This is a genomic window from Microcoleus sp. ARI1-B5, from assembly GCF_036705795.1.
Taxonomy (GTDB): Bacteria; Cyanobacteriota; Cyanobacteriia; order Cyanobacteriales; family Microcoleaceae; genus Microcoleus.
Genome location: NZ_JAUBVK010000015.1, coordinates 119,690 through 145,984, shown reverse-complemented (window position 1 = coordinate 145,984; position 26,295 = coordinate 119,690). Strand labels below are relative to the sequence as shown.

General features: G+C 46.5%; 22 protein-coding genes. 8 read left to right on the top strand and 14 right to left on the bottom strand.

What is annotated here, in order from left to right:
• The 4 genes from QUB63_RS21290 to purS form a co-directional block, all read right to left on the bottom strand.
• Nucleotides 1-1,181: WD40 repeat domain-containing protein (locus tag QUB63_RS21290; RefSeq protein ID WP_442921781.1), on the bottom strand; the 1,181-nt coding region annotated here is incomplete at its 3' end.
• Nucleotides 1,174-3,216 carry an ATP-binding protein gene (locus QUB63_RS21285; protein WP_332947297.1) on the bottom strand — a complete coding sequence of 681 codons (2,043 nt, stop codon included), beginning with the start codon at nucleotides 3,214-3,216 and terminating at the stop codon, nucleotides 1,174-1,176. The genes QUB63_RS21290 and QUB63_RS21285, both read right to left, overlap by 8 nt.
• A 201-nt stretch (nucleotides 3,217-3,417) precedes the next feature.
• Nucleotides 3,418-4,119 carry a phosphoribosylformylglycinamidine synthase subunit PurQ gene (purQ, locus tag QUB63_RS21280; RefSeq protein WP_332947296.1) on the bottom strand — a complete coding sequence of 234 codons (702 nt, stop codon included), beginning with the start codon at nucleotides 4,117-4,119 and terminating at the stop codon, nucleotides 3,418-3,420.
• Nucleotides 4,120-4,417: 298 nt separating this feature from the next.
• Nucleotides 4,418-4,741 carry a phosphoribosylformylglycinamidine synthase subunit PurS gene (purS, locus tag QUB63_RS21275; RefSeq protein ID WP_442921782.1) on the bottom strand — a complete coding sequence of 108 codons (324 nt, stop codon included), beginning with the start codon at nucleotides 4,739-4,741 and terminating at the stop codon, nucleotides 4,418-4,420.
• A gap of 106 nt (nucleotides 4,742-4,847) precedes the next feature.
• Here purS and QUB63_RS21270 point away from each other — a divergent pair, with 106 nt between their 5' ends.
• Complete coding sequence (locus QUB63_RS21270) at nucleotides 4,848-5,240, top strand: Fur family transcriptional regulator (RefSeq protein ID WP_332947295.1); 393 nt, start codon at nucleotides 4,848-4,850, stop codon at nucleotides 5,238-5,240.
• Nucleotides 5,241-5,480: 240 nt separating this feature from the next.
• Here QUB63_RS21270 and QUB63_RS21265 read toward each other — a convergent pair whose 3' ends face one another.
• Together QUB63_RS21265 and QUB63_RS21260 are read right to left on the bottom strand one after the other, a co-directional pair.
• Nucleotides 5,481-6,449, bottom strand: coding sequence for an SPFH domain-containing protein (locus tag QUB63_RS21265; RefSeq protein WP_332947294.1), 969 nt, complete (start codon nucleotides 6,447-6,449; stop codon nucleotides 5,481-5,483).
• Between the two features lie 96 nt (nucleotides 6,450-6,545).
• The gene (locus QUB63_RS21260; protein WP_332947293.1) at nucleotides 6,546-6,977 is read right to left on the bottom strand and encodes an NfeD family protein; all 432 of its coding nucleotides are present in this window, start codon (nucleotides 6,975-6,977) and stop codon (nucleotides 6,546-6,548) included.
• Between the two features lie 339 nt (nucleotides 6,978-7,316).
• Between QUB63_RS21260 and QUB63_RS21255 the strand changes: the two genes are divergently transcribed.
• A complete protein-coding gene (locus QUB63_RS21255) occupies nucleotides 7,317-9,497 on the top strand; it encodes a protein phosphatase 2C domain-containing protein (RefSeq protein ID WP_332947292.1) in 2,181 nt (726 codons plus the stop codon).
• 25 nt (nucleotides 9,498-9,522) lie between these two features.
• Here QUB63_RS21255 and QUB63_RS21250 read toward each other — a convergent pair whose 3' ends face one another.
• From QUB63_RS21250 to QUB63_RS21240, 3 genes are all read right to left on the bottom strand, one after another.
• On the bottom strand, nucleotides 9,523-10,611 hold the full coding sequence (locus QUB63_RS21250; RefSeq protein WP_332947291.1) for an ABC transporter ATP-binding protein: 1,089 nt from the start codon (nucleotides 10,609-10,611) through the stop codon (nucleotides 9,523-9,525).
• A 346-nt stretch (nucleotides 10,612-10,957) separates the two neighbouring features.
• Nucleotides 10,958-12,019, bottom strand: a complete 1,062-nt coding sequence (locus QUB63_RS21245; RefSeq protein ID WP_332947290.1) for an ABC transporter substrate-binding protein — start codon at nucleotides 12,017-12,019, stop codon at nucleotides 10,958-10,960.
• Nucleotides 12,020-12,070: 51 nt separating this feature from the next.
• Nucleotides 12,071-12,928, bottom strand: coding sequence for an ABC transporter permease (locus QUB63_RS21240; RefSeq protein WP_332947289.1), 858 nt, complete (start codon nucleotides 12,926-12,928; stop codon nucleotides 12,071-12,073).
• A 95-nt stretch (nucleotides 12,929-13,023) separates the two neighbouring features.
• On the opposite strand from QUB63_RS21240, the gene QUB63_RS21235 reads away from it, so the two are divergent.
• Entirely contained in the window at nucleotides 13,024-15,084 is a 2,061-nt protein-coding gene (locus tag QUB63_RS21235) for a dynamin family protein (RefSeq protein WP_332947288.1), read from the top strand.
• A gap of 146 nt (nucleotides 15,085-15,230) precedes the next feature.
• Here QUB63_RS21235 and QUB63_RS21230 read toward each other — a convergent pair whose 3' ends face one another.
• Together QUB63_RS21230 and QUB63_RS21225 are read right to left on the bottom strand one after the other, a co-directional pair.
• Nucleotides 15,231-16,106 carry an ABC transporter permease gene (locus QUB63_RS21230; RefSeq protein WP_332947287.1) on the bottom strand — a complete coding sequence of 292 codons (876 nt, stop codon included), beginning with the start codon at nucleotides 16,104-16,106 and terminating at the stop codon, nucleotides 15,231-15,233.
• 80 nt (nucleotides 16,107-16,186) lie between these two features.
• The gene (locus QUB63_RS21225; RefSeq protein ID WP_332947286.1) at nucleotides 16,187-16,948 is read right to left on the bottom strand and encodes an OmpA family protein; all 762 of its coding nucleotides are present in this window, start codon (nucleotides 16,946-16,948) and stop codon (nucleotides 16,187-16,189) included.
• A 126-nt stretch (nucleotides 16,949-17,074) separates the two neighbouring features.
• Between QUB63_RS21225 and QUB63_RS21220 the strand changes: the two genes are divergently transcribed.
• A complete protein-coding gene (locus QUB63_RS21220; RefSeq protein ID WP_332947285.1) occupies nucleotides 17,075-17,677 on the top strand; it encodes a hypothetical protein in 603 nt (200 codons plus the stop codon).
• A gap of 154 nt (nucleotides 17,678-17,831) precedes the next feature.
• Here QUB63_RS21220 and QUB63_RS21215 read toward each other — a convergent pair whose 3' ends face one another.
• The gene (locus QUB63_RS21215; protein ID WP_332947284.1) at nucleotides 17,832-20,057 is read right to left on the bottom strand and encodes a hypothetical protein; all 2,226 of its coding nucleotides are present in this window, start codon (nucleotides 20,055-20,057) and stop codon (nucleotides 17,832-17,834) included.
• 185 nt (nucleotides 20,058-20,242) lie between these two features.
• Between QUB63_RS21215 and QUB63_RS21210 the strand changes: the two genes are divergently transcribed.
• Complete coding sequence (locus QUB63_RS21210; RefSeq protein WP_332947283.1) at nucleotides 20,243-21,754, top strand: hydroxysqualene dehydroxylase; 1,512 nt, start codon at nucleotides 20,243-20,245, stop codon at nucleotides 21,752-21,754.
• A gap of 442 nt (nucleotides 21,755-22,196) precedes the next feature.
• Here the strand turns inward: QUB63_RS21210 and QUB63_RS21205 are convergent, their stop codons facing one another.
• Nucleotides 22,197-22,595, bottom strand: coding sequence for a peptide chain release factor 1 (locus QUB63_RS21205; protein WP_332947282.1), 399 nt, complete (start codon nucleotides 22,593-22,595; stop codon nucleotides 22,197-22,199).
• Nucleotides 22,596-22,772: 177 nt separating this feature from the next.
• Here QUB63_RS21205 and QUB63_RS21200 point away from each other — a divergent pair, with 177 nt between their 5' ends.
• The 3 genes from QUB63_RS21200 to QUB63_RS21190 all read left to right on the top strand — a co-directional run bounded on the left by QUB63_RS21200 (nucleotide 22,773) and on the right by QUB63_RS21190 (nucleotide 24,421).
• Nucleotides 22,773-22,979, top strand: a complete 207-nt coding sequence (locus tag QUB63_RS21200; RefSeq protein ID WP_293262200.1) for a hypothetical protein — start codon at nucleotides 22,773-22,775, stop codon at nucleotides 22,977-22,979.
• Between the two features lie 331 nt (nucleotides 22,980-23,310).
• Nucleotides 23,311-23,625 carry a Mo-dependent nitrogenase C-terminal domain-containing protein gene (locus QUB63_RS21195; RefSeq protein ID WP_332947281.1) on the top strand — a complete coding sequence of 105 codons (315 nt, stop codon included), beginning with the start codon at nucleotides 23,311-23,313 and terminating at the stop codon, nucleotides 23,623-23,625.
• A 373-nt stretch (nucleotides 23,626-23,998) separates the two neighbouring features.
• Nucleotides 23,999-24,421, top strand: coding sequence for a DUF6335 family protein (locus QUB63_RS21190; protein ID WP_332947280.1), 423 nt, complete (start codon nucleotides 23,999-24,001; stop codon nucleotides 24,419-24,421).
• Between the two features lie 373 nt (nucleotides 24,422-24,794).
• Here QUB63_RS21190 and QUB63_RS21185 read toward each other — a convergent pair whose 3' ends face one another.
• Entirely contained in the window at nucleotides 24,795-26,291 is a 1,497-nt protein-coding gene (locus tag QUB63_RS21185) for a hybrid sensor histidine kinase/response regulator (protein ID WP_332947279.1), read from the bottom strand.
• Nucleotides 26,292-26,295: the final 4 nt, after the last annotated feature.

Sequence of the window (26,295 nt, the reverse complement as noted above, 5' to 3'; positions counted from 1 at the left end):
TCTAAGTCCCAGATTTTGATGGTTTTATCGTCAGAAGCCGAAATTGCTCGCTTGCCATCTGATGCGATCGCGACTGCCTTTAACAAGTCATTATGAGTGGTGAGAGTTCTCAGTTCCTTTCCACTGTCTAAGTCCCAGATTTTGATGGTTTTATCCACTGAAGCCGAAATTGCTCGTTTGCCGTCTGGTGCGATCGCAACTGCTTTTACGTAGGAATTATGACTAGCTAGGGTTTTGAGTTGGCTGCCGCTGTCTAAGTCCCAGATTTTGATGGTTTTATCGTCAGAAGCCGAAATTGCTCGCTTGCCATCTGATGCGATCGCGACTGCTGTTACATAGGAAGTATGACCGCTCAGGGTTCTCAGTTGGCTACCACTGTTTAAGTCCCAGATTTTGAGGGTGTTATCTACTGAAGCCGAAATTGCTCGTTTGCCGTCTGGTGCTATCGCGACTGCTGTTACTGAATAAGTATGGCCGATGAGAGTTCTAAGTTCGCTACCGCTGTCTAATTCCCAGACTTTCAGAATGTCACCTGAAGCAAAAATTGCTCGTTTGCCATCTGGTGCGATCGCGACTGCTCTTACATAAGAAGTCTGACCAGTGAGAGTTCTGAGTTCACTACCCCTGTCTAAGTCCCAGATTTTCAGGGTGTTATCACTTGAAGCCGAAATTGCTGTCTTGCCGTCGGGTGTGATCGCAACTGCTGTTACCGAGTTAGTATGACCGATAAGCGTCCGCAATGCCCCTTCATTCGCCCGTTCTAAATTAGCCCTCAAAGGCCACAGGCAAGGACTATTTCTTGACTGCTTAGCTTGTTCCACGATCACCTGAATCTCTGGTATTTCAAAATCCACCAACCTCCCCCACAAATGACCTACCAATTGCGTTTTATCCCTCTCCAAAATGTGCGCCGACTTCCGAATTGCCCCCTGAATTAACTTCAAACTTTCAGCTTGCCCCTCCGACAACAAAACATCAGAAACCCTCGCCAAATCATAATCCTCAATTAACCCTTGAACCCCGATCGCATCCAACTTCGCCTCAATAAAATCGAAATCCGTCAACAACTGATACAGCCTTTCTCCTTGAACACTCTCAACCAAATGCCCCGGCAGAGTTTCCAAAGCCAAAAGCCGCTTTTTCGGCGACATTTTCCCCAACCGTTCTTTAAATTTACTCATCGCCGAACATATCCCTCCACAAATTATTAGAAATAGCCATTTCAATATCCCGCAGTGAAACCCCAGCTTTCTGCACTACATCCTTACGATGCAGAAATCTTTGGAAACTCGCGTGATAAATACTGTAATCTGGGGGAGTATCGCTGTTAGTACGCAGAAACTGTTCCCAATCATCGAGAACTTCCTGCACGTCTAAGGCATCTTCCTCAGCAAAATCCGCCAAAATATCGCAAGAAACCGGCTTGCGAGTTTTAGTCAACAAATAAATAACCTTCAACTTCCGGCGGCGCAATTCTTTATCCTTAACCGCCATTTCCATCCGCGCCCAGTGCTTCTCATAATATCCTTCCAACTCCACAGGCAAATTGTTCAAAGTCACATCGCTGTACTTGCCGCTGTCGATATCATTCAGCACGTAGCGGAGGTACATAAAATTATTCTGACTTTTTGCAGCCACCGCCGCCACAAACTGTTCCCGGCTCAAATTTTGACGGTTAATCCAATCCTGAATAGACGAACTATTGCTCGTGCGTTTTTCAATATAACCCTTGACATCTTCCAGACTTTCTGCACTGAACTGCATCAAATCAAAAACCCGATGATTCGCCGGCATTGGCAGAGATTCCGGCCGCTTGGAAACAATAAAATAAACGTTATCCGGCAAAGCATCCGGCAAATAGAGGACATTGCTACCCCGCCCCTGCAAACTCAAATCGACTTCATCCAGCGCATCCACCACAAAAATCAACTTTTTGCCGTTCAACTTAGCGCTAACTTCCCCCAACAACCGCCCTAAAAAATTGCCATCTCTCGTCGCATTATCCGGCAATTTTGGATGATTTAGTTTAAAGCCTTGAATTAACTGAGTGCAGGCATTTTCCAGAAATTGTTCTGCCCGGACAATGCCTTGAGATTGCGAGTTAAAATGGGCAACGCAGCGGCGCTTCAGCAGCAGCACGCACATGGCCATAATCGAACTTTTCCCGACACCCGGATCGGCTTCTAAAACAAAGTAACCTTTGGGATTTTGCTGCAAGAAGCGGCTGATTTCTTCAAATACAAATTTGCGGCCTGTAAAGTCTTGAACTTTATCATTAATAATCGTCTCGCACTCGTAGGGAAGCGGCAATCTCGGCGCGGAAGTATCAACTAATCTTTGCAGCAAATCCTGGATTTGCCCTAAATCGGATCGGATGCCAATTTCGATCGCCTCCAGCCGCACCATCACTTGACAAATCTGCTGCTGACTGGCCACAGCCTCCAATTTATCGAGGATTTCGCCATTTTGCAGCCCCAAATCTTTGAGCTCGGCCAAAGCAACTTGGTGCAGATTCAACACCATCGCCGCAAACTTCTGCCCGCCAGTCTCCGCATCCTGTTTCAGCACTTCCCGAAACGCTTGCGGGAAAGTTGCGTGCAGTTTTTGCGCCGCAAACTGCACGATTTCACCATCGAAGGATTTGCCCTCACTCGCCGCGAATCCGCTGACAAAAATCCCCCAATCTTCCGCAGTCAATCCCGTAACTTCATCAAAGTTATCAGCAGAAAATATCTTAGTAAGTTGGTCTTCCGAAATCTTTAAAATACTTGACGAATCCGTAATTTCTGTGTTAATATTGAGCCAATATGTAATACTTTTTTCGGCTAATTCGTTGAGTGCTTTTTTAGGATCGGGCAAATGCTTGGATTTGGCAAGTTCTATTAATTCAGTCGATCGCGCCACGGACTTGAGAATATAGCCGATCGCCTCACCCGCCGCCCGAGTCAAATCGTGATTGTCGAGTATATGCTTATTCTTAGCCAAGCGATCGACTATATGGTTGCCGAGTTCCGCAGACACCATATCGCCAGCCAAACTAGCAGCAATAGTAGCTAAAGCCGAAACTCCCACAACTGCGATCGGGCCGCCCATCATCGCGGCAGCAGCTTCAGCCCCCGGCCCGCCAAGCACACTAGAAATAATCTGCCCGACAGTCATCACCGCGCTGCCTCCGAGCAGCCGAGTTTTAATATTTGCTAAATCTATCTGCGGCATAAATTAAATATTTTTCTCACTTTGCCGTAGTTTAGCGCGGCCAGAGAATTGCTACAAGGTAGAAATGTGCAAAAAGTGCGATCGAATTCTGTCGATGGGTGAAGGCGGGTTTCCGAGATGCGGTAGGGGCCCGTGAGCCAACATCTTTAATACCCACAAACAATTCAGGTAAACCCGCCCCCACACAACCAATAACCAAAGCTACAAAACAGCGGTCACAGTAGCCATTAGCAACCCTTTAAACAATTTTATCCCATCAGTTTCGCCCAACATTGGATCGGAAGCCCTCTCAGGATGCGGCATCATTCCTAATACATTGCCTTGGCGATTGCAAATACCGGCAATATTATTTAACGAACCGTTCGGATTGCCAGCAGCGCTAATTTCCCCGGCACTTGTACAGTAGCGAAACAACACTCGATCGCCATCTTCTAACTCGGCTAAAGTATCGGCATCGGCATAATAGTTTCCTTCACCGTGGGCGATCGGCAAATCGATGATTTCACCCGAAGTATAAGCCGAAGTCCAGGGAGTATTGCCGCGTTCAACTTTCAGAGAAGCGCGATCGCAAATAAAATGCAATCCCGCATTCCGCACCAGAGCACCGGGCAATAAACCAGCTTCAGTCAACACCTGAAAACCGTTGCAGATGCCGAGTACAAGCTTTCCTTGTTTCGCGTGTTCCGCAGTAGCCCGCATCGCCGGAGAAAAACGGGCGATCGCGCCGCAACGCAAATAATCTCCGTAACTAAAACCGCCGGGAATTACAATGATGTCAATATCCGAAATATCGGTATCTTCGTGCCAAATCATGCGCGTCGGTTGGTTGAGCAACCCTTGAGTTACCCACACCACATCGCGATCGCAATTTGAACCGGGAAAAACAATAACTCCAAATTTCATAAGCAGATGTTGAAGGAAGAAGGAAGAAGGAAGAAGGAAGAAGGAAGAAGGAAGAGGTGTCAACTTAAGACTTAAATCCTCTGTTTCTTTCGTTTGTATCGAAGCCTAGATCCCCCTCGCATCCCCCTTAAGAAGGGGGACTTTGAGTGTTCCGAGTTCCTTCCTTTTTAAGAGAGACTTTGAACGCTCTTGTCCCCCCCTTATTAAGGGGGGTTAGGGGGGGCGAATTTATACCTGTAAGAGAGACTCTGAACGCTCTTGTCCCCCCCTTATTAAGGGGGGTTAGGGGGGATCGCATTTATGCCGCCGCTGTCTCGACAGGTACAGCAATTGCAGTCAAATCAAAGCGATAATTCTCAATAACTGGATTGGCCAAAAGTTGGTCGCAAACGCGATCGAGTTGTTCGCGGGCCTGGGCCTCATCAGCAGCAGTCAGGGTCAATTCAACGTACTTCCCGATCCGCACGCGCTCAACATTGTCGTATCCCATGTGTTGCAGACCGGACTGTACGGCAGTGCCGGCGGGGTCTAAAACCGAAGGGCGGAGGGTAACATAGATTTGGGCAAGATATTTCTGAGTCACGGGAAATGTTGCGGTAGGTGATGTGCAAGTTAGCGCCATTGTATTCTACAACCAGGCTGCGCGCGATCGCCATTTGCACAGCCCCCAAGTAAGATAGCCTAGAAACAGGGACAAATGTGATTCCAGCAGACTACACAAAAAAATTATGAGAACCCACCGCACCCGCAGTCAGGAGCGTATTTTAAACTTGCTCAAAGTCCTGAATCGATCGCTCTCAGCGCAAGATATCTACCTAGAACTGCGCCAGAGCGACCAAAGCATGGGCTTAGCAACCGTTTACCGTTCCCTCGACGGTTTGAAGCGAGAGGGGTTCGTTCACGTCAGAACGCTTGCTAGCGGCGAATCTCTCTACGGTGCCGCCCACCAAGACCAACACCACCTCACTTGTCTCGAATGCGGTGCGTCAATTACGATCGACGAGTGCCCCGTCCACCACTTAGAAAGCCAACTGCAACAATCTCACTCTTTCAAGATTTATTATCACACATTGGAATTCTTCGGATTGTGCGATCGGTGTACTCTCGCTCAAGAATCTTAGGGAAGGAAGAAGGAAGAAGGAAGAAGGAAGAAGGAAGAAGGAAGAAGATACTTACTCGGATCTTGAAATCGCTGCTATACAGACGAAACCCGCCGGACGCCGGTTGAATGAATTCTTGGTCGGCGTCCGGCGGACATCGTTTGTTTGGCGTGCGATTTCAAGATCCGTTTGTATTGGTGCAGTCGCGATTTCAAGATCCCTTTCTATTTGTGCAGTCGCGATTTCAATCGCCCTTTATTTCTATTTGTTCACCTCATTATTACTTGCTTCCCCAACGATCGATCGCAATCCTTCCATCGTAGCCGGGATGCTGCGCGGGTCCATGAACATCACCTTGCTGCTGTCGCTGCTGCCAATTTTCAAGCCCATATCCAGATAGTTTTGAGCTAACAAAAACTGCAAAGCTTCCCGCGCATTGGGGTCATTTTGCAGCGTTTTGCCGATAATTTGCAAAGCCTCAGAAGTAGCTTGAGCTTTCAAAACCTGACTTTGGCGTTCTGCTTGCGCTTTCAGGACGATCGCCTTTTGTTGAGCTTCCGCCTCCAAAATAGTCGCTTTTTGGCGCGCTTCCGCATCCAAAACCTGCGCTTCGGCCTTACCTTTGGCGCTGTTAACTGCTGACTCGCGTTCGCCCTCCGATGCCAGAATTGCCGCCCGCTTCCGCCGATCGGCTGCCATCTGCAATTCCATCGATTCCTGTACAGTTTTAGAAGGGATAATATCGCGCAGTTCTACCCGCGTTACTTTCACTCCCCAAGGATCGGTAACAATATCTAAATCTCTGAGCAAGATTTCATTAATTTGAGAACGAGCAGTAAAGGTTTGTTCAAGGTCGAGTTGACCCATTTCCGCGCGGATTTGAGTCAGCACCATATTTACCATTGCTGACTGAAGATTTTCTACTTTGTAACAGGCTTTTTCCAAGTCTACAATCCGCCAGTAAACCACAGCATCCACGGTGAAGGAAACGTTGTCGCGCGTAATACAAGCTTGCGGCGGAACGTCTAAGACTTTTTCCCTAATTGTTTGTTCGTAAACTACGCGATCGAGAAACGGCTTGACAAAATTCAAACCTGGTTCGAGTTTCTTGCCGTTATATTTACCTAAAGTTTCTACCAGCGCTTCATTTCCCTGATTGATAATCTTGACGGAACCTGCGAGGGCTGAGCCGCCCAGGGCTAAAAATACGAGTAAAAAAATTTGTTCCACGGTCGCCTCCTATAACTGTTAAATGTTGAGCAATTACCAATTACCTTTTTCCCAATTACCAACTACCAATTAGCTATTACTAATTTCGCATCTTTTTTAGGAATGCAGCAAATGTTCTGGTAAAACTATCAGAGTAGTGCCTTTCCTGCCGACTACAATGACGTTTTGGTTGGGGGGGATGGCGGTAGAACTGTCTTCGCAGCGAGCTCGCCAAGAATTCCCCTCATAAATCACTCGGCCCGCTTCTCCGGGGGGAATTTCTGTTAAAGTTTTAGCTTCCTGAGAATCTGCGATCGCCCTTGGCTTGCCTTTTGGTATCAACCGCCGGGACAGCAGCACAAAAACTGTCGAAAATACCATCCACAGCAATATTTGTAAATTAACGTAAGGTAAAACTAGAGAGCATCCAGCAACCGCGAAGGCGCTCAGTCCCATCATAAAAGCGACAAAAGCAGTGGGGAGAAATAGCTCTGCCAAACAGAGCAATGCCCCACCTAGCAGCCAAAGGAGCGTGGGAGTCCAGATCATAAAAAGAATAGGTGATACTATATTTAGATCTTAGATTTGAAATTTGAGATTTAAGAATTGCAAACAACTGAGTCTGCAAGGCTTTGCGACTTGCTAGCCCTTGGAGAGCGATTTTTCGCCCAGCGGTACCAGGTTGAGGCTTGGATCGTACTCAAAATTACAGTTTGAGTAACTTAAATTACAATCTTAGCCGGCGGACACTGGCAGCAACTACAATTTCTAAGGCCCCAAAGCCAGTTAAGAAATTGATAGGGGCTAAAATCGGTTTATTCTCAAGCTCGTGAATTCGAGGCTGGGAATCATATATCTTCTGAATGTTTTTACACAAACTATTTCAATATGATCAGCAATTTCTCACAACCCATTTATTGCCCGAATCTGAGCTGTCCCGAACCCCGCAATACGCTTGGCCGCCAGCAGTGTGCAGCTTGCGAAACCGATTTAATTTATCGCTATTTGTGGGCGGTGGGCCCAGCAGCCGAGGCAGTGCCGGCGGGTAAGGCAATCGCCGATCGATATTTGGTCGTGGCACCCCAAATCTGGCTCGATAGCCGTCCATCTATCCCTCCAAGCGTCCCCGAACAACTGCCGGATAGCATTATGCCTTACCTGCATTTGTATCCCCAACGGCTGCACGCGCCCGAAGTATACGGTTTTTGCTCCCTGGGGGAAGCACCGGAAGCGACAGAGGTGCTGTTGTTGGAAAATGTGCCGATCAATAATTTCGGTAGCCTGCATCCTTCTATTCTACAAGCTTGGGCTCAGACAAGTGCCGCGCGCCAAGTTTACTGGCTGTGGCAAATGCTTCAAATGTGGACGGCGCTGTCGGAACAGGGAGTCGCTTCGAGTTTGCTGGTACCGGAAAATTTGCGGGTGGAAGGTTGGCGGGTGCGCCTGCTGGAACTGCACCGGGGCAATTATGTACCGACGCTGCGGGATTTGGGAGATGTGTGGTCGGGTTTGGTGGAATCGGCGCAGCCTCCTGTGCAGTCGAGACTCGGAGAGATTTGTCTGTTTATGCGCCGCAGCAGCATGAATTTCGAGGCGATCGCCCTGGAACTCAACGATTTACTATTAGAACAAGCTGCTAAATTGCCCCTGCATTTAGAAGTAGTCGGCATCACCGATACCGGGCCGCAGCGCTCCAAAAATGAAGATAGTTGCTATCCGACTGCTGCTGATTTTCAATCGCTCAAAAGTTCCGGGAACGACAAACTAATTCCTTACTTGACAATGGTTTGCGACGGGGTTGGAGGCCACGAAGGAGGAGAAGTTGCCAGTCAATTAGCCGTGCATTCCCTGAAATCTTTAATCCAAAATTTGCTCGCAGAAATCGCTGAGCAACAAGAGTTGATGACGCCAGCAATGGTAATTAAGCAACTCGAAGAAATAGTCAGAGTTGTGAATAATGTGATTTCGGCTCAAAATAACGAGCAGGGAAAAGAGTTGCGGCAGCGGATGGGAACGACTTTGGTGATGGCTCTCCAGTTGCCTCAAAAAGTGAAAGTTTCCGAGGATTTGCCGATCGTAAACAGTCACGAACTTTATTTAGTTAATGTTGGAGACAGCCGCGCTTATTGGATTGGCAAAGATTACTGTCAGCGGCTGACAGTTGACGATGACGTAGCGTCCAGGGAAGTCCAGCTAGGACACAGTTTATACTGGGAGACTCAATTGCGATCGGATGCAGGAGCCCTGACTCAAGCTTTGGGCACGCGGGACGGCGATTTCCTGCGCCCGACGATTCAGCGATTTATTGTCGAAGAGGAAGGCTTGCTGCTGCTGTGTTCCGACGGTTTGAGCGACAACGACTGGGTAGAGCAATCTTGGGAGAATTACGGCAGGCCGGTGCTAGAGGGCAAAATGTCTCTGGAAGCTGCAGCTCAGTCTTGGATTCGCCTCGCCAACGAGAAAAACGGTTACGACAACACTTCTGTGGTGGTGACTCACTGTCGGATGTCGCCGGAGAGATTGGTACTGTTCGATCCGGCGGGTGCGTCAGTGCCGGTGTCATCCGCGCCGGTGTCATCGCCGTCAGTGTCGCTACCGCCCTCCCTCCCGACATCCCTCCAAAAAACCGGGAGGATGCCAGAATCTCAGCTTTCTGAATCCTCCAAACAGTTGCTGTACCCTGAAACTTCCCCCGCCCCGGAACGAGTTGAAAAACAACAGAAGCCCAAGCGTTTGCTGCCCCTGCTGGGGCTGTTAGCCCTGATGTTAGCCTGCGCCGGTTTAGGTTTGTGGGTGCGCAGCCTCCAAAGCCCTCAGCCCGAGCCCGAACAACTTCCGCCACCGCCGGAAACTCCCGCCCCAACTCCTTCGCCGATTCCCTCGCCCGGTGCCGATATTCCCTCGCCCGGGGCCGAGAGTCCCTCGCCGTCGCCAGAATCTACTCCTGCGGAAATTCCCGCGCCGTCGTCAGAATCTCCTACTTCGGAGAGTCCCTCGCCGTCGCCAGAATCTCCTCCTGCGGAAATTCCATTGCCCGGGGCCGAGAGTCCTTCGCCATCACCGCAGTAAAGGAGAGCGAATTCAGCAGGATGTTTCAAAAAATGCAGATACTTTCTGGCGGCACGGCGACTCGAACGCTGTCGCCAACTTTGTGCCGCTGCAAGTCATCTCTGTGCAAGTTTTGTCGGCGAAGGCCGATCGAGCTTTTAGCAGTCAGGCGCACCGTATAGCGCGTGTCAGTGCCAATATAAATCGCCTCTTCAACTACTCCCGGCCAGCTATGTTCAGCCTCATAATTAGCCGGATAAATAGCAGCTTTTTCCGGCCGCAACACCAGAGTAACAACTTTCCCAGCGGGCCAATTTTCTGCTGTCGCAACTAACACGGGCAACTGCTGGTCAACCAACACGATTATTTTACCGTGTTGCTTTTCTACTACTCGCCCGGTTAAAAAATTGCTGTCCCCAATAAAATCAGCAACAAACCTCGTTTTAGGATATTCATAAATATCAACAGGCGTCCCGACTTGTTGCAGTTTTCCTCCATCCATCACTGCAATTCTGTCTGACATAGTTAGTGCTTCTTCCTGATCGTGAGTTACATAAATAAACGTAATTCCCAATTTGCGCTGCATTTTTTTTAATTCTAATTGCATCTCTTTGCGCAATTTTAAATCCAGCGCTCCTAGGGGTTCATCCAACAGCAAAACAGAAGGCTCTTTGACCAACGCCCTCGCCAGCGCTACTCGCTGCTGCTGTCCCCCTGACAGTTGGCGGGGATAGCGTTTTTCTACATCCGTTAACTGTACTAATGCTAAAGCTCCCGCCACGCGATCGCGAATTGTTTGCTGAGGCAAATTCTCCATTTCCAACCCAAATGCAGCATTTTGTGCTACTGTCATGTGCGGAAATAAAGCATAATTTTGAAATACCGTATTCACTGGGCGGTGAAATGGCGGGCGATTTTGCATCGGTTGGCCGTGAATGTAAATTTCGCCCGCTGTGGGAGTTTCAAAACCCGCGATCATTCGCAAAGTTGTAGTTTTGCCGCAGCCGGAAGGGCCGAGCAAAGAAAAGAATTCGCGATCGCCAATTTGCAGGTTGATATTGTCTACAGCTAAGAAATCTTGACTGCGGGCACTTTTAAATACTTTGGAAACGTCTAAAATTTCGACGGCGTGCATTGTTATCTATCCTGCTAGGGTGTGTCAGCGATTAGTCTATTCTGCATTTGAATTTAATTTTTAGTTATTGTAGGGTGCCTCAGGGCTGAATGTTCTGACGAGATACTCAATAATTTTCCCCCGCTCCGCACCCTACAGTTAGTTAGTTACTCGCTTTCTACTCGTTACCAGGCTTTGCCTGGTAACGCAGATCCGGAGGCTCTGCCTCCTGTTTCCTGTGTCCCAGCCGAGGCTCTTCCTCGCTTATATGGGTTCCAAGGAAGAGCCTTGGAACCAGTTAAAACTCTTTCTTGTGAGGTGGGCTTCGCAGCACCACCCCAAATATGCAATTTAAATGTGAAATAGCTTACTTTCCAGCTCCTGCTTTAACTTCCGTCGAAGCTCGATCGTACAGTGCGGTTGCTTTCCCGACATCCTGCAAGAATTTCAGTTTGCCAAAAACCTCAGCCGGCGGGTAAATTTGGGGATTATTCAAATCTTTCTGGTCAATTAAACCTTTGTCTATTGCTGCTTTATTCGGCGAGCCATAGTGAGTAAAATTAGAAATTGTCGCACCTACTTCTGGCTGCAAAATGAAGTTAATAAATTTCTCCGCTAACTCTTTGTGCGCCGCACCTTTGGGAATTGCCATGTTATCAGAAAAGACAATTGTGCCTTCTTTGGGAATAGCGTAGCGGAGATTGGGATTATCTTTCATAACCTGAAAAATATCGCCGCTCCATTCCATTGTCAGATTAACTTCTCCTTGATCTAGCAGAGTTTGACCCGTGTCGGGGACAAAAGCGGCAATGATATTTTTATTTTTAATCAGCAAGTCTCGGGCTTTGTTAATTTCTTCGGGATTAGTTGTATTGGGGTCAAATCCTAAATACATTAAAACCCCTGCGAATGTGTATCGGGCATCATCTTGCCATGCTATTTTTCCCGTATATTTAGAATCGAACATCGCCCCCCAACTGTTAATTTCGCCCTTGGTTGCTTTCAAGTTGTAACCAATTCCCATTGTGCCCCACTGATAAGGTAACGAATATTTGTTGCCAGGGTCAAATGTTTGGTTCATCCATCTCGAATCCAGATTTGTTTTGTTAGGAATTTTCGGCAAATCTAACGGCTCAAGTATATTGTCTGCCGCCATAATTTTCACCATGTAATCGGCGGGAAATATTACATCGTAACCGGGATTTCCCTGCTTGAGTTTGGCATAGAGTGCGTCGCTGTTCTCGAAAGTGTCGTATTGAATTTTAACATTGTTCTCTTTCTCGAATTGGGCGATCGCTTCTGGGGCGATATAACTTGCATAATTGTAAATGCTGAGGACTTGCTGCTGGTTGCCGCCTGTGCGGCTGCACCCGAAAGCCACCGTTGCACTCATCACAAACAAAAGTAAGAAAGTCAGCAGGCGTTTCATGGGTTTTGTTAGTTGTACGCGAAATTAATTATGACACAAAAAGCTATTTTTTTAACTTTTTTGAACTCTTATCGATGATACAACCAGCAACAAGGAAGCCAACAACATCAAAGTTGAGATGGCATTAATCGCTGGCGTCACTGCAAATTTTATCATGCCGTAAACCAATAGCGGCAGCGTCATGGAACCGACGCCGGTGGTAAAGAATGTCACGACAAAATCGTCCAGCGACAGAGTAAAAGCCAGCAGTGCCGCGCTGAAAATAGCTGGCAAAATTAGAGGGAAAGTGACGCGCCAAAAAGTCCGCCATTCGTTAGCGCCCAAGTCAAAGGCTGCTTGTTCTAATGTGGAATCGAGTTCTGCCAAACGCGCCCTGACGGTAATCGTTACGAATGAAATATTAAAGACAACGTGACCGATAATTACTGTAGGTAAGCCGAGATTGAGGCGGATTCCCGTGAGATTTTCTACGATCCGAAATGCTAGGGTAAAGAAAACTAGCAGCGAAATGCCGATCGTAATTTCGGGCATAATAATCGGCAAAAACAGTAAAGCTTCTACTGCTTTGCGTCCCGGAAAATGAAAGCGTTCCAGTGCTAGCGCGAGCATGGTACCGAAAATAGTCGCTAAAGCCGTCGAAATAGCTGCAATTAGCAAGCTATTGCTAAGTGCTGGCAAAATTCCGGCACTGCTGCTGGTAGCAAGAGTCGCGCCTGCATTGCTAAACAAGCTGCGGTACCAATCGAGGGTAAAACCGCGCCAAACTGCGTTAAATTTGGAGACGTTAAACGAGTAAATAATTAAGATGAGAATGGGCAAGTAAAGGAAGGCAAATGCTAGTGCAGCTAGTACCCAAAGCCACTTTTTGCCGATCGCCCGAACAAATAAATCTAGTTTTGTTTTAGTCATCAGTCCTGCCGTCATCAGTCATTTGCGCATCTTACCCTAAATTGATCTCGATCGAGGTGATAAGATCGAATTACACATTACTCTAGGGAAGACCCATGAGCAGTCTAGAAAAAGTGGCTGGTTGGAGCGATAACTTGGATCGCCTCGTCAGAGTTCGCAACGAGATAGCAGCTTTGTTGGAGAATCTCGCCCAAAAGCTCACCCAAGCGGAATCGCCAGCAGAAAATACATCGGGAAAACTAGGACTCTCTCAAGATATAGAACGTCTCATCCAGCAAAGCGAAAATTTGCGCCAAGGAGTATTTCGGTTTTTAGTATTAGGGGATATGAAGCGGGGAAAAAGCACATTTCTGAATGCTTTGCTAGGGCAGAATTTACTTCCCAGCGATGTCACTCCCTGTACTGCTTTGTTAACAGTGTTAAAATACGGTAAAGCAGAGAAAGCGACGATTTACTATAACGATCGCAAACAACCAGAGCAAATAGATTTTCAGCAGTTTAAGCAGCGCTATACAATTGATCCAGAAGAAGCAAAAATTCTAGAGCGGGGCCAACAGCTAGCTTTTCCAGATATCAGCCATGCGGTAGTAGAACATCCGCTACCGCTGCTAGCCAAAGGTATCGAATTTGTGGACAGTCCGGGACTGAATGATACGGAAGCGCGAAACCAGCTTACTCTCGACTATATCTATAACTGTGACGCCATACTTTTTGTCTTGAGTGCGTCTCAACCTTGCACGTTGGAGGAACGCCGCTATCTCCAGAATTACCTCAAAGACCGAGGTTTAACTATCTTCTTTATCGTCAATTCTTGGGATAGGATTCGAGATGGACTTGTCGATCCAGAAGACACTGAGGCACTGCAATTAGCCGAGGAGAAACTGCGTCGAGTTTTCCAAACTAATCTGACCGAATATTGTCAGGATGGGGGTCGGGATATTTATCAGCAGCGAGTATTTGAGATTTCTGCTCTCAATGCCTTGCGTACTCGTTTGAAAAACTCAGAAGCTACTTTGGAGGGTACTGGCTTTGTGGAGTTTCTTGCCGCTCTCAATCATTTTTTGACTGGGGAACGAGCTGCGGCTGAACGGGAACAAGCAAGAGATCTCGCGCTTCAAGCTTGCAACCGCTTTCAAGGAGCAATCTCCCGCCGCATTCCTTTGCTAGAAGAAACTGTCGAGGAATTGAAACATAAAATTGATTTGATTCAGTCTGACTTCGCCACTTTGTCGGAAATTGGCAATCAATTCCAGCAAGAAATTAGAACTGCCTGCGAGACCACTTCCCAGGAAATATCCGATTCTTTCCGTACCTATATCCTGGATTTAGAGAAGACGTTTGAAGAGGATTTTTTAAGCACTCAGCCCGATTTAGATTTCATGCAATTTCTCGACAAAAACAACCGGGCAATGTTCTATACCTCATTCAAACGCGCTTTCGAGCGATATATGAACGATCGTCTCAGTGCTTGGGAATTCATTGCCAAACAGAAAATAGCCTCTGCTTTCTCGGAACTGGAGGAAAAAGCAGCCGATCGCCGAATTGAATATGAACGAGTAGTAGAAGCTATGAATAAGAAGCTTTTAGGCTATCGGTTTTACGCCGTCGGACATAGCTACAAGCCTGAAGACAGCTCGACTTGGGCTGAGGTTGCAATAGATATGTTTTCATCCATTCCCGACAACCTCAACAGAGGCATTCATTCTTTCAATATGTTTTGGCAGAGTGTTTTGGCTTGTGTCATGGTCACGCTCGTGCTAAATATTATCGGTGTAGTTTTTGCCTCTTTAACTCTTTCGGTTTTTGCGGGAATTCTGTTAGTTACAGGTGTGGTATCATTGCAAGCAGAGTATGTTCGCCAACAGTTCATTTCTGCGACCAAGACAGAGTTTGTCAAATATCTGCCACAAATTGCTGAAGAACAGTCGGAATATATTGGTGTAGCAGTCAGAAAATGTTTTAATACTTACGAAGAACAGGTGTGCGATCGCGTGAATGCTGACATCAATTCTCGCAAAGCCGAGTTAGATAGTTTGCTCGATCAAAAACAATCGCGAGAAATTGACATACTCGCTGAAACTAAACGTCTGAAAGACTTGGAAGCGGATATCTTATATCAATTGCAGCAAATTGAGTCTGTAGGTGGATGTCTGTAGTTAAAATCCCACAGGACTTGCGCAAAAAAACCCGGTTTCAAAGAAAATCATGGCTGCTTGCTTGAGACATTGATGAAGAAACCGGGTTTTTGAACTTCGATGCGTTCAGGAATGTCGAAGTAATGTGCCCATTTCGCACCTTACCCCTATTCGGTTTCGTCGGACACGCGGAAGTAAATTAAAACAGGAACTAATATTATTACCGTCAACAGCATAGACAGCGCCGAACCAAAAGGCCAATCGCGGGATTTCATAAACTGATTTTGAATCAAATTTCCCACCATAATTGTTTTAGAGCCGCCCAATATATCCGGTGTAATGAAAGCGCCGACTGCGGGAACAAAAACAAGAATCGAACCCGCAACAAGGCCGCGAGTTGTCAATGGCAAAAATACGCGCCAAAAAGTTCTAATATCATTGGCACCTAAATCTTGAGCGGCTTCTACTAATGAAAAGTTGAAGCGTTCTATGCTAGAATATAAAGGCAAAACCATGAAAGGTAAATAGCCGTAAATCAGACCGATCGCCACAGCGAAAGGCGTAAACAGCAAGTTTAACGGTTCGGTAATAATTTGCAGGCTTTGCAGGGCTGTGTTCACTACTCCTTCGCTGCGCAGCAGAATTATCCAGGCGTAGGTTCTCACCAAAAAATTAGTCCAAAATGGAATAATTACCAGCAAAAGCAAGGCATTTCGCCAGCGGGGAGGACGGGTGGCGATGAAGAATGCTAGGGGATAGCCAACTAACAAGCAAGCGGCGGTTGTGAGAAAAGCTAAAAAGAGCGATCGCCCAATTACGCCTAAGAAAAGTCCGCCGAACAAACGCTGGTAGTTGCTGACAGTAAATACCCAAGTAACGCCGCCGTAGGTACCGCGTTCTAAGAAACTGTACAAAAGTACAATTAGCACCGGCAAAATGAAGAAAACGATCAGCCATGCGCTGGCGGGAAATAATAGCAGCAACAGGCTATACAATTTTCGATTTTCGATTTTTGATTTTCGATTGGGAAAGAGCGATTTCATCAGGGTGTCTGGCTACCCGTGCGTGTAGGACTAATAATCCCACACATTTTATATTAAATCCGCAGGTCAAGCCGCAGCATTTATCTAGGGGTAGAATTCGGGCTTTTGCTTTCGGGTGACGGTAGCTGACGTTTTAAGTCTACATTCAAGTTTTCGCGGCGGAATTGGAAGCGGAAAACGACTTTGCGATCGCCCGCGGCATTTTGAGTCGGATTTGCGTCTAATTCTCCCCGTCCCGAAACTAATACTTTCTGCTGCAATTGGGCTTTTTTAGGAAAATTAACCTCATCGGAAAACATAAAATTAGAAACAGCTAAAGCTCTGCGCAAACTCAGTTCCAGATTTTTTTGGTCGGAACCTGCGGAACTGGTATGTCCTTCGATGACAACGCGAGCAATTTGGTTTTCAAACTGTTTGTTAGCAAAAAGCACTTGGCTGTAAATGGGAATGAAGGCTTGCAAAAACTTTTTACCTTCGGGTTTGAGGACGGAACTGTTATTATCAAACAAAATGCGATCGCGAATGCTGACATCTCCGGTTCCGGGGTCAACACTAAAAATATCTTTGTCTCCAACTTTTCCCTCTAAAGCATTGACAATAATTTGCGGCAGTCCTTCAAAAGCCCTTTGATATTGCTGCAATTCCTGCCGCAGTTTTTCCACCTGAAGGATTTTCTCATCGAGCATTTTCGCCTTTTCGCTGAGTTGAATTTGCACGGTGATGAACAAAAGGGCGAACAACATCAGCAAGCCGGACATTAAATCGCCGATCGACAGCAAGACACTGGAGTCTTCCTCTTCTTCTATTTCCGGTGCATTGTCTAAATCTGATAAATCTCTCATTTTTGTGGTTAGGTGTTAATTTGGATTTTCGACCGTCATATTTGACATATAATTATTGCTGTGGACTCTTTGATATATTCTGCCATTTTACATGACGATCTCGAATAAAAACAACAAGAAAATATTATGCCCTACAGTCAGTTTAGCATCGAAAAGGTGAAGCGAGATTTTCACCTGACGATAGTTGAGGGAAGCAGATTTTTCCCGGACGCTGTTGAGCCGATCGCTGCGAGTTCTAAGCTATTAGCGATTTTAGAGGATGTACCTTGGGCGATCGCTGTAGACACCGAAAAAGCTCGCTCTGAAGTCATTATAAATCCTGTTTTGCTGGAAGTGCGGCGCATTCTCAACCGTCAAATCAGCGTGTTTTCTGGCGAAGAATTTAATGTCGATCCGAGTGTTGGACTAAACGGAGTTTGTGATTTCCTAATTAGCCGTTCTCCCGAACAACTTACGGTGGAAGCTCCAGCAATTGTTGTGGTTGAGGCAAAAAAATCTGACTTGAAATCTGGGCTGGGACAGTGCATTGCAGAAATGCTGGCTGTAGAACAATTTAATCGGGCAAAAGAGCAACCGCTTGGGGCTGTCTACGGTTGCGTTACCAGCGGCACGCAATGGCGGTTTTTGAAGTTGGAGGGACAAATAATAACGATCGACCTAACCGACTATCCGCTGCCCCCTGTCGAGCATATTCTGAGCTTGTTAGTTTGGATGGTGAAAGATGCTTAATTGTCAATTTTCAAGCCAGTACAACTATGGAGGGCGGGTTTATTAGGCCTGCGATATGTTTGCAATATCTCTCGTAAAACCCGCCCCTACAACTATGGAGGGCGGGTTTATTAGGCCTGCGATATGTTTGCAATATCTCTCGTAAAACCCGCCCCTACGGTTTCTTCGTCCCCAAATTATCAGCAGCGGCCACCAAATAATGAGCAACCTGCATCAAACCGTCCGAACTTTCTTGCAACCCACTGCACACTTTCGCCATCGAAGTATCTGCTTCTTCAAAAAACTTGTGCTGCGATGAAGTAGTTTTTTCCAAATAGCCAACTAATTGATTGTTGCCTAACTCCAAAGCGCGATCGAACTGATTTGTCATGTTCTGATACGCACTTTCAACCCGCCGCACTTGTTCTTGTTCCGCTTGCAAAGCTGCATTTAATTGATTCACCAAATTTGTATAGGTAGTTTGCAACCTTTCCCCTTCTGCATTGAACTGATTTGCCATTTTTTCATAAACGCTTTCTACCCGCAGCACTTCTTGTCCGGTTATCTTTGCCAGTTCCTGCAACTGTGCCAAACGCTGGCTGGAATTCAACCCCACAGAAGTAGCAAACTGACTCACTTCTGCGGCTGTTGTCAAAATTTGGCTCATGCTTTGGTCAACTTGCTGCGACATCAATTTGCGTTTCTCCGATTCTTCCTGAAAAACTTTCTGCAAGCCGAGTACAACCTGCGCTAAACCTTTTTGCTGCTTGCCTAATGTTCCTTCTAATAAATTGTTTTGTTCGGTAAAGAATTGCTGGAGAGAGGCTTGATACGTAACCCGGAAGTTGTCTAATTCTTGCTGCACTGTGACGCGGGTGTTTTGCAGCATGGCGTCAACATTTTGCAAGCTGCCCACCAGGTTTTCTCGCGCTCGATCCATGAGTCCCGAAGCTTCGTCGCCTACTGCTTTAATCGTGTTCGACTGAGTTTGAAAAGCTGCGTGCGTTGCATTTAAAATATTTGTCATCCGGGTTTCCACACCTTGCAGCATTTCTCTTTCTTGTTCGGCTTGAGTGTGGAGAGATGCTTGCAAGTTGTCCTGAATTCCTCTAAATGTGTTGGCGGCTTCTTGGGCGCTTTCTTGGAAGGCTGTTCTTTGTGCTTTCATGCCTTCAATGCTTTCTCCAACTCCCGATCGTATTTCGGTGGCCATTTCCTGCAAAACGCCGTGGGTGTCGGTCTGAAACTGTCCTAAAATCTGCTGCAAGTTGTTGGCAAATTCCTGTAACTGCACTAATGTATCTTGCTGGAAAGTTTGAATTGTCAGGATTGATTGTGCTAAACTAGAAGAGATTCCGCCCAATTCGTTCTTGAGTTCTCTGACAGCTTCGGATGCTTCTTGAGTGGACTGGGCGCTTTGATCTAACCGCCCGACTACGGGTTCAATTACTTCGGTGCGGAGCCCTAAAAGCAGGTTGTTTAGTATCTCTTCGCCTTGGTCGGCTTTAATCTGTTTGAGTACGGATAATTCTTGGCGGATGTCTTGAAAAACTGGGGTCATTGCTAAACCGATTTGCTGTCCGAGCTCCTGCGAATTCACATTGCTTTGAGCCTCGATGATTTGAGCAAATCCGGTTCTCATTGTCTCCGTTGCAAGTGCGATCGCCTCCGCAGTATCGCCACCGCTAGAATTGGCGCGGGAAAACATTTGTTCCGGCGTTTGTAATTTCGCGATTTTATCTAATTTGTTCCGCAAATTGGATAGGTTAGCAACGCGCGCGCGATCGCCCCAAGCCAACACGATCGTAAATATGCTAGAAGAGCCCAAACCCATCAGAGAAGTCGAAAACGCTGTTTTCATCCCCTCCAGCAACGTGCTAATCGAGGGTAGCAATTGTTTAGTATCTTCCAGCGAACCCAAGTTAACATCCTGCAAGCCGGTTTGAATGCCGTAAAATGTGCCTAAAACCCCCAGGGCTACTAAGACGCTGGGCACAAACCGCCACTGACTCCGAGGTGCCGATCGCACTAAAATTGACGGATACTGAAATAACACAAACCGCCCGGATTTTACCTGCGCCCTGTAAGCCTCGCCGTCGGCGGTTATTTCCCCCGCCAAGTGCTCGCTAAACCAGTCTAGAAGCTGTTTCCAGGTGTCGGCTGCTGTTTCCCGCTGCTGTAGATCGATCGCCCCTGATGTACCGCTTTCTAACTTGGAGTTCAAATAAGTGACAGCCTCAGAAGTCGATCGGCTTTTCGCGCCCACATAACGCTGGTACTGCTTCACAGAAGTGTACTCGCCCCAAACAGCCGCGCACAGCAAAATCAACGCCGCCCAGTGAAAAATGCTGTTTTGCCAAATCACCCCGAAAACAGAAGTCAAATAATTAATCAATTGCATATTGACAACCCGTTCAGTTTGTGTATTTTACTCTAATCTCAATTCAGGGAAAAACTCACCTTAACGTTTTAATATAACAGGCCGCGCCGTCAAAAACCGCCTGTCTAACCTTTAGCTAATTTATCTCATATTTCACTTTATTTTAGCGATTATGTCATGATTAATAAAGAATCAAGAGGTACGCAATGTCAGCAGAATCGCCAACCCCAAAAATAGTCGTAGTCGGTGCAGGATGGGCCGGTTTAGGCGCTAGCTACCACCTAGCCCAACAAGGCTATGACGTAACTTTATTAGAAGCAGGGCCTCAGCCGGGAGGCTTAGTCGCGGGGTGGAAAACCGCCGGCGGGCGTTCCGTAGAAGCAGGCATTCACGGCTTCTGGTATCCCTACAAAAATATCTTTTCATTAGTCAAGGAATTAGGACTAGATCCTTTCACGCCTTGGACTCGTTCTTGTCAGTATTCCCCCGCCGGATTGGAAGTAGAATCTCCCATTTTTCAGGACGAGCCGCGACTTCCCACACCGTTAGGAACATTCTTGTACACGCGATTTAAAAGACTGCCATTAGTCGATCGGCTTTCAGCATTACCATTACTCTACGCCGTCCTAGATTTCGACAACTCCGACGAAGCTTGGCGCAGGTACGATCGCGTTACAGCCCGCGAATTGTTCAAACAGTTTGGCGTATCTGCGAGGCTGTACCGCGATGCTTTCGAGCCGATGTTATTAGTAGGATTATTTGCACCCGGAGAACAGTGTTCTGCCGCCGCAGCTTTGGGAATGCTTTATTATTTCATTCTAGCACACCAACCGGATTTTGATGTAGTTTGGTGTCGCGGCACTGTCGGAGAAAAAATCTTTCGCCCCTGGGTAGAGCGCCTGGAAAAAATCGGCGCTAAACTATTGACAAAGCGGCGAGTTACTGATGTAATAGTTGACAGCAACAACCGAGCGACGGGAGTTGTCTGCGGCGACGAAACCTTCGATGCAGATGCAGTTATTTTTGCAGTTGGCGTCACCGGAATGCAAAAAATTATCAGCAGCAGCCCAGCTTTGCAAAGCCGCCAAGAGTTTCGGGACGCGATGAATTTGGGCGCTGTTGACGTGTTAGCTGTTCGCCTGTGGTTTGACAGAAAAATTGACATTCCGCTGCCTTCAAATGCCTGTTTTGGATTTAGTTCGACTACGGGCTGGACGTTTTTTGATTTGAATGCTTTGCACGACGAATTTCGCTCCGAGCCGGGAACAGTTGTGGAAGCTGACTTTTATCACGCCAATCAATTAATTCCCCTGAAAGATGAGGAAATTGTTGCTCTTGTTCAGCGGGATTTAGCGACTTGCATTCCGGCTTTTCGGGAGGCAAAAGTAATCGACAGCAGCGCGATTCGTTTATCGCGGGCGGTGACGCATTTTGCACCGGGAAGTTATCAGTATTTGTTGCCTGCGGTCACAAGTTATGATAATGTATTTATGAGCGGCGATTGGGTTGTGACCCGTCACGGTTCTTGGTCGCAGGAAAAGGCTTGTGTTACTGGTTTGGAGGCGGCTAATTTGGTAGTTTCGCGCTTCGGAATCGGAAAGAAAGCGGCAATTATTCCGGTGGAGGCTGATGAACCGCACATTCAAATTGGCAGACAGATTAATCAGTTTGCTCGCAGTTTGACTAAAACTTTTATTCCCGATTTTTGGCTGCCATAATCAGAGGAAAGTTCGGCAACGGATTGTGTAACGGATGTAACGGATGGAAGAAGGAAGTTCGGCAACGGATTGTGTAACGGATGTAACGGATGTAACGGATGGAATAAGAAATAAGGAAGATGGAAGTCAGAAGAGGGAAGAAGGAAGAGGGAATTTCTTGCTTTAACTAAGTAGGACTTATGCACGGGTGGCCAGAAACCGGGTTTTTCATCAAAATACTTGGTTGAAACGGTAAATTTCGGTGAAAAACCCGGTTTCTGTAGTCTAATTAGTAGGGTGCGTCATCGGATAAAACCATAGCTTTTTGTACTCAACCCAAAAAACACGCACCCTACAATCTATCTTCAAAAAAGAATGCAACTTTAGACAAGCTCGAAACCACGAGCTTCATGAGTCATGACCGATTCTTCAATCTAAAATCTAAAATCTAAAATCGTATAGGCTATCGCCAATAAGGCCGGCCCTTCCAAAAAACTCCTACAGTAACTCCTATTAGTGCAGTGTTCAATAAACGCATACAAACCGAACCTAAGATTATAGACTTTAAGAACACACCCAAAAATACGCACAAAGCTAAAATCCAAAGATTAGTCCGGTTGAGTAAAAATTGTTGCTGTAGATACTCCATAAAGTAAACTGCTAAAGCTCCCATTCCCACTGCGACAGCAAAAGGCGTGAATACCCCCAGCACAGAACCCCGGAAAAGCACCAGGATGTTATAGATTATTGGTGATTGCGTGAAACCCCAGTCTAAAAATAGCTCCAATCCAATCACGATTGAGTTGACGAGGGCGGCAATTAGCAGTATTTCTCGCCAAGGTAAAAATTTTAAGCGCCGCATAAAATTGCTCCTAATCGGCTAATTTGGTAGGTTGCTTTGATTTTATAACAGTTTTGCGCTGGCGATCGACATTTGATGCGAGTTTGTAAAGTAAAATGAAGACAGAGGGCAGTCTCTTGACAAATTCACCCAGAGCACCTGCCTGCTAGTTGTTGGAACCCTGAAAGGAAAAGAGTTATGGTGGAGAACACTGTCGATTGTGCTGTAGCTTGCGTCAACGGCTGCGTTTTGGGCGACAAGTGCCCGAAGCGGGAATACGCAGAAGTAACTTCCAACTTTATTGAAAATACTTCTCTCGACAAAATGCTAGAAATGGCAGAGGAAGCGCTGAGAAGGAAACGGACGGAACCTCCCAAATGGGTAATCCCTGATTTTCCAGAATAGAATTAGCGCTCTTCTGAAACAGCATCGCCCTCGCCAAGGGGCGATGCTTTTTTGCTCAAAAACGCGCCCCCTCTCATTATAAATCGATTTAATTTATCGTCCATCTGTCCTGTGAATGATTTTGGATTGCGAAGTTTGGTAACTTAGATAACAAAATTCTTGTCTAAGCATTAAATTTATAAATATTTATTTCTTTAGATAGAAGCTAATAGGAATTGCGGTTACAGCTAAAGATTGATTGCGGTAGAAGTAAAATAGCTTAAATTATAAAAGTGCAGCAAAAAAGATGAAATAAATCAACTTCTAATTTCAGTAACAGAGGAAGTGTCTTATGTACTCAGCCACAAATTTTGCTCCCCAGGCAGCCGCTTTCGATTGCAGCCATAAATTCGCATTCCTCGGCCCGCTGCGCGAGAAACTAGATGCAGTTGAAGTCAACAATTCTCAACTAGCAAATTGGCTGTGCAAACTAATTCCCGCCCAATGTCCGTTTGCCAGAAATGTCAAGATATTCGACAAAACTATTTTTCGCATTCCGCCCTTGTGCAAACTAAATCCTTTCTACGAGCAACTGATGGGTTTGCGTTTTCGGGCTTTAACTTTTCTAGCTGACACCTGCAAGCAAGATATCTCTAAATACTGCTAAACTCAGCACAGCAAGTAGAAGTCCGAGGGAAGTCGGAAGAAGTAAGAAGGAAGAAGGAAGAAGACATACACAGCAAGCTTTTTCGCCATCCGTCTTTTACGTTTAAGTGGATTTACTTACCAGACTTCTATTCCTAAGGAATGGGCGGGTGAAAATTTAAGCTCTTTCTTGGGATAGAAGCTGAGAGCGAAAATAGCAATTATTATACCTAAAACTTAGGTAAAAAAACTGTTTTCTCCGAGAATATCGGGTTGGAAAACGAGACATCTATGAAGAAACTGGGTTTTTGGCTTCCACTACGTCAGTCTTGATGCCGATTAATCTAGGGAGCGCCAGAGTCCTTTTAATTCAAAAAAACTCAGGAGCAAGTATCGTGGCACAGCAAAAGAAACGAGCTAATAAAGCAACAGAAGAGCGCGATAATTCCGGCGATTTGCCTCAAGAAATTACCGAATCTTACGGCACCGGCGTCATCCAGCAACCGGGATTGAGCGAAGACGACATCACAACCCTGAACGACAGCAGTTCGGAATACGGTTCGAGCAGTTCTGAAGTCAGCGGCGGGGATGGCGATGCTGCTGCGGAACAAGAAAGTGCTACTGGCGAGGAATTGGTGGGGGGAAGCGCTCCAACTCCCGACCAAGATATTGTTGACGAACTCGGAGCCGCTGCGGGCATAGAAATGCCTGAATCAGCTATTTTGCACACAGCAGATATGCTCGATCGCCGAGATGAAAGTCGCTGGGAATTAGACCCTAGTTCTGCGGAAGATTATCAGGAACGGCCGGATTTTTAGATTTATTTGTTACAGTTTGAAACTGATTTTTTAGGCTGAGAAACCGGGTTTTTTATTAGTTCTTTGGGTGCACTGAGTATTGTCGCAAAAAACCCGGTTTCTATCCACTTTTTCTATAACAGTTCTTACCCAGAATCTCTATATGTAGGGTGCGGACGGCGCACCATTGGTGTCAACAACTAGCTCAAATTTAGTACCTGTCTACTGTCTGACGATTAGGCTTCGATCCCCCCTAACCCCCCTTCTTAAGGGGGGGACAAGAGCATCTTTCGTCCCCCGACTATCCGGGGGAGTAGGGGGTATGCGAGGGGGATGGAGACTCGTGTCGAAGCGAGATTTATCATAAATTTTAGTCTTAAGTTGACACCAATGATTAGCGGCCTCCTATTTTGGAACCTGAGGCGGCCATTTCTCGCACTTTTTGTCGAATAGGAAGCTCGATCGCAAATTCGGTTCCTTGGCCCGGTGTCGAACAACACCGCAAACTGCCGCCGTGCTTTTCTATGACAATGTGCCAGCTAATTGACAAGCCGATTCCCGTACCTTTGCCGATCGGCTTTGTTGTAAAAAACGGGTCAAAAATACGATCGCACAACTCCTCGCTGATTCCCGGCCCGCTGTCATAAATTTTAATAATTGCCGTGTTCGAGTTGCTGACTTTCGTACAAATCCGAATCTGGTAGGGATTTGCTTGAATTTCCTCCAAAGTTTTTTGACTGCATGATTCTTCGATCGCATCGATCGCATTAGCTAAAATATTCATAAATACCTGATTAATCTCGCCACCGCAGCACTCTACATTTTTTAAATCGGAGTCATACTCCCTAATCACCTCAATCGCGGGACGGTTCGCCTTAAATTTCAGCCGATTTTGCAAAATCATCAGCGTGCTGTCAATACCTTCATGAATATTAATCGGCTGCATTTCCCGCCCTTCTTGCCGCGAAAAATACCGCAGAGACAGAATTATATCGCGAATGCGATCGCCGCCTACCTGCATCGAACTTAGCATTTTCAGCAAATCTTCCTTGATGAATTCAAGCTCTACCGCTTCTGCTGTTGATGTTATTTCCGGTGCGGGATCGGGATAGTGCTGTTGGTAAAGATTGAGCACCTCGAGCACATCTTCAGTATAATCGCGAACATAATTGAGATTGCCGCAGAGAAAATTTACCGGATTGTTAATTTCGTGGGCGATTCCTGCCACCATTTGCCCCAAAGCCGACATTTTTTCGCTTTGAATTAACAGCGATTGAGCGTGCTGGAGCTCGTGCAGGGACTTCTGCAAATTCTCCTGTATTTGCTGCCTCTGGTTCACCTCTTCCTGGAGCCGCTGGTTGGCTTGAGAAAGTTCAACAGTGCGCTCCTCTACCCGTTTTTCCAACTCAGCAGCCAGTTGTTCCAACTTAATTTGAGCGAGTTTGCGATCGACAATTTCCTGCTGCATCTGAACATTTTGCTCCTGAAGTTTTTGATTCAGCTTGCGGATGCTCAAATGCGCTTTAGCCCGAGCTAAAACTTCTTCATTTTGAATCGGCTTAGTAACGTAATCAACAGCCCCCAGACTAAATCCTTTCACCTTATCTTCCGTCTCATCCAGCGCCGTCATAAAAATCACCGGAATCTCCTTTGTCAAATCGCCGGCCTTCAAAAGCCGGCAAGTTTCAAACCCGTCTATTCCCGGCATCAGCACGTCCAGCAATATCAAATCCGGCGGCGAGTATTCAGCTTTTTTGAGAGCGCTCTCCCCCGTCCGCGCCACCAACACTTTAAACCCAGATTCAGTCAAAAAATCAAACAGCACTGCCAAATTATTCGGGTTATCATCGACAATTAAGATAACGCTCTGTTCCCAAGGTAAAATGCTCATATTT

Excerpts from the sequence above, each read along its gene's own strand:
- QUB63_RS21285 (WP_332947297.1), bottom strand. The coding sequence starts at position 3,216 with ATGCCGCAGATAGATTTAGCAAATATTAAAACTCGGCTGCTCGGAGGC.
- purQ (WP_332947296.1), bottom strand. The coding sequence starts at position 4,119 with ATGAAATTTGGAGTTATTGTTTTTCCCGGTTCAAATTGCGATCGCGAT.
- purS (WP_442921782.1), bottom strand. The coding sequence starts at position 4,741 with ATGGCGCTAACTTGCACATCACCTACCGCAACATTTCCCGTGACTCAG.
- QUB63_RS21270 (WP_332947295.1), top strand. The coding sequence starts at position 4,848 with ATGAGAACCCACCGCACCCGCAGTCAGGAGCGTATTTTAAACTTGCTC.
- QUB63_RS21260 (WP_332947293.1), bottom strand. The coding sequence starts at position 6,977 with ATGATCTGGACTCCCACGCTCCTTTGGCTGCTAGGTGGGGCATTGCTC.
- QUB63_RS21255 (WP_332947292.1), top strand. The coding sequence starts at position 7,317 with ATGATCAGCAATTTCTCACAACCCATTTATTGCCCGAATCTGAGCTGT.
- QUB63_RS21250 (WP_332947291.1), bottom strand. The coding sequence starts at position 10,611 with ATGCACGCCGTCGAAATTTTAGACGTTTCCAAAGTATTTAAAAGTGCC.
- QUB63_RS21245 (WP_332947290.1), bottom strand. The coding sequence starts at position 12,019 with ATGAAACGCCTGCTGACTTTCTTACTTTTGTTTGTGATGAGTGCAACG.
- QUB63_RS21240 (WP_332947289.1), bottom strand. The coding sequence starts at position 12,928 with ATGACTAAAACAAAACTAGATTTATTTGTTCGGGCGATCGGCAAAAAG.
- QUB63_RS21235 (WP_332947288.1), top strand. The coding sequence starts at position 13,024 with ATGAGCAGTCTAGAAAAAGTGGCTGGTTGGAGCGATAACTTGGATCGC.
- QUB63_RS21230 (WP_332947287.1), bottom strand. The coding sequence starts at position 16,106 with ATGAAATCGCTCTTTCCCAATCGAAAATCAAAAATCGAAAATCGAAAA.
- QUB63_RS21225 (WP_332947286.1), bottom strand. The coding sequence starts at position 16,948 with ATGAGAGATTTATCAGATTTAGACAATGCACCGGAAATAGAAGAAGAG.
- QUB63_RS21220 (WP_332947285.1), top strand. The coding sequence starts at position 17,075 with ATGCCCTACAGTCAGTTTAGCATCGAAAAGGTGAAGCGAGATTTTCAC.
- QUB63_RS21215 (WP_332947284.1), bottom strand. The coding sequence starts at position 20,057 with ATGCAATTGATTAATTATTTGACTTCTGTTTTCGGGGTGATTTGGCAA.
- QUB63_RS21210 (WP_332947283.1), top strand. The coding sequence starts at position 20,243 with ATGTCAGCAGAATCGCCAACCCCAAAAATAGTCGTAGTCGGTGCAGGA.
- QUB63_RS21205 (WP_332947282.1), bottom strand. The coding sequence starts at position 22,595 with ATGCGGCGCTTAAAATTTTTACCTTGGCGAGAAATACTGCTAATTGCC.
- QUB63_RS21200 (WP_293262200.1), top strand. The coding sequence starts at position 22,773 with ATGGTGGAGAACACTGTCGATTGTGCTGTAGCTTGCGTCAACGGCTGC.
- QUB63_RS21195 (WP_332947281.1), top strand. The coding sequence starts at position 23,311 with ATGTACTCAGCCACAAATTTTGCTCCCCAGGCAGCCGCTTTCGATTGC.
- QUB63_RS21185 (WP_332947279.1), bottom strand. The coding sequence starts at position 26,291 with ATGAGCATTTTACCTTGGGAACAGAGCGTTATCTTAATTGTCGATGAT.